The 2,464-nt window shown below is 65.8% G+C and carries 1 protein-coding gene and 1 pseudogene; both read left to right on the forward strand.

The window, feature by feature from the left end; all coding sequences use genetic code 11:
• Positions 1–276: 276 nt before the first annotated feature.
• A pseudogene (locus ACIBJF_RS52980) lies at positions 277–663 on the forward strand (transposase); the annotation flags it as partial.
• A gap of 29 nt (positions 664–692) precedes the next feature.
• Complete coding sequence (locus ACIBJF_RS52985) at positions 693–1,217, forward strand: hypothetical protein (RefSeq protein ID WP_399185049.1); 525 nt, start codon at positions 693–695, stop codon at positions 1,215–1,217.
• Positions 1,218–2,464 lie beyond the last annotated feature (1,247 nt).

Below are 2,464 nucleotides of genomic sequence, written 5' to 3' on the forward strand. Positions count from 1 at the left end.
CTCGTCCCGCTGACCTGTCCCGAACTCGTCCGGCTTCTCCGGGCGTTCGTCCTCACACCGCCCGTCCGGGAAGCGGAACACGTCCTGCACTGGATGGCCTGGCGCCGCCACCATCAAGCCGTCGCGCAAGCCCGCCACCAGCGCCGACACGAACTCCAGGACCAGCCATGATCGGAACTACAGCTGCCGTGGCTGGCAGGATCTCCACGTCGTCTGCGTCGAAGACTGCGTCGAAGGAACTGGTGTATTTCGTATCCCGGTCCCGGAGTAGGAAGCGGCCACCACCCGCTGATGGGGTTTGTCGACCACGGCCCTGGAGGCGCCGGCGAACCGGTCGCGGCCCTCCTCCGCCCCGGCAACGCGGGCTCGAACACGGCCGCCGACCACATCACCGCCACCCGCCTCGCCCTGGCCCAACTGCCGAAGAAGTACCGGCGGGGCCGGCGGACTCCGATCCGCTGTGATTCCGCGGGCGGCACCCATGAGTTCGTGGGCTGGCTCGCCCAGCGCGGGCGGTGGCTGTCCTACTCGGTTGGCATGGTGATCACCGAGGCCGTCCACCAGTACGTTCTCCAGGTCCCGGCCTCGGCCTGGACTCCGACCGTCGAGTCGGACGGCGAGGTCCGTGACGGGGCCTGGGTCGCCGAATTCAGTGTGCGGATAGAAAACAAGAACGCAAATGGAGGTGGCTGTTGAGTATCGAATCCCTGGAGGCCGCGCTGCCGGGGCTGGTGGCGCAGCGGGTCAAGGTTCCACGGCGCATCGACTGGCAGGTGCTCTTCGACGGGTTGCGGACTGGGCTGCCGGACGACTACATCACTTTGGCAGAGTCGTACCCTCGGCTGGAGATCGGGCAATTCCTCACTGTGACGTCGCCGGCCCCAGGAAACGAAGCGGGATTCGTCGAAGCGAAGAAAGAGGATCTCGCCGGTGCCGAGGATATGGCACAGAAGGAAATGCTCGGTGGCTACCCTGCGTTCCCGGAATCGCAAGGTTTGCTGCCGTGGGGCAGCTCGATAGACGGGGACGAGTTCTACTGGCGTACGGAAGGACAGCCCAACGAATGGACAGTCGTTGTGGCTGGGCGGAATGACGACTGGTTCCACTACGAGGGCAGCCTCTCGAGCTATCTCGCCTGGTTGTGCTCTGGGACGGCCGAACCGCATGGGCTCCCTCCGAACTTTCCAGGGCCCGAACCGGTGGTTTCCGTCGGATAAGAGTGCTCGAAATGCTCAGGGACCCTTGAGCGCAAGGGTTGACCCATAGCGGATGATTGCGTCGGGGCCTGCTTCCGTCAGGAGGCGGGCCCCGACTGCGTCAGGCTGGTCCGCTCCGCCTCCCGGTGGCCCGTGACCAGGCCGCGTACTCCGTTCGGCCGCCAGGAGTCGGTCGCCTCAGGCGGAAAGATCATCTTGCGAAGCGTGTATGACGGCTTCGACCACGTCGTGGAGTCCCAGAAGATGGACGGCACGGGCGCCCCGGTGCCGCAGCCAGTTGCGCGGGCTGCGTGCTGACCGCACAACACGGTCAGCGCGAGTATCAGGCAGGTCCGCCCACAGGGATCAGGCGGAAATGGAGCCCGCAGCCCAGTTGAGCGCCCGGCCGGCCCCCGCGGCCAACCGCCGCAGCCCTATGCCGAAGAGGGTTCGGAGCCATCCCAGGAAACGTCCCGCTCGACGCCGGCGGAGAGGTGGTTGCCGTCTTGATCGACGGCGGTCTTGAACTGGCGTGAGCGGATCAGATGCCAGGCGCCCTCGCTGCCGTCGGTCTCCGGGTCGGGACAGCATCCCGAGCGCATGGCGAGCGTTACTGGCGAGAGGGGGTTATTCCGACCGTGCACTATTCCCTCCCTCGCGCCCGGCCAACAGGGGAATGCCCGCGATTCTGCCCGTCCCTCCGGACACACGTGAGCGCGGGACTGTCGTCCCCAGCCGCTAAGGTGCGGCGCATGCAATCGCTGATCACTGCCATCGCCGAACACCAAGAGGCCGCCGATTTCCTGGCCTGGCCTGGTGACTTTGACCTTGACCGAGGGAACCACGTCGAGGAGGTCCACCTCGCGTCGGGCGCAGAGTTGGAAGGCTTCGCGGGTGATGGGGGCCGGGGGCACGTACTTCTTCTGTGGCGATGGTGGCGAGGAACGTCTGATTCTGTACGCAGACTCCGAAGGTCGTGCGGCTCTGGTCGCATCCGGTCTGCGGGAGCTGTTGCAGCTCCTTCTGGTAGCACCCTGGTGGCGCGACTGCCGCGACTTCACTGCGGAGGAGAGCGGCGAGTTGGCTGCTGAGTACCTGGAGGACATGCCCGACGTGGCAATTCGTCGGGACCGTGCGGCCGCAGTTCTCGGCATCGTACTTCCCACAGAGGCCGGTCATGTCCCCTGTGGTGGTGTAGCGAGGTCGATCTGATCTTTGTAGATCGTGTCCATGCTTCCCTCGGGTAGATAGCGGCGGGGGAAGGCGAT

This window comes from Streptomyces sp. NPDC050743 (genome assembly GCF_044456925.1).
GTDB lineage: Bacteria > Actinomycetota > Actinomycetes > Streptomycetales > Streptomycetaceae > Streptomyces.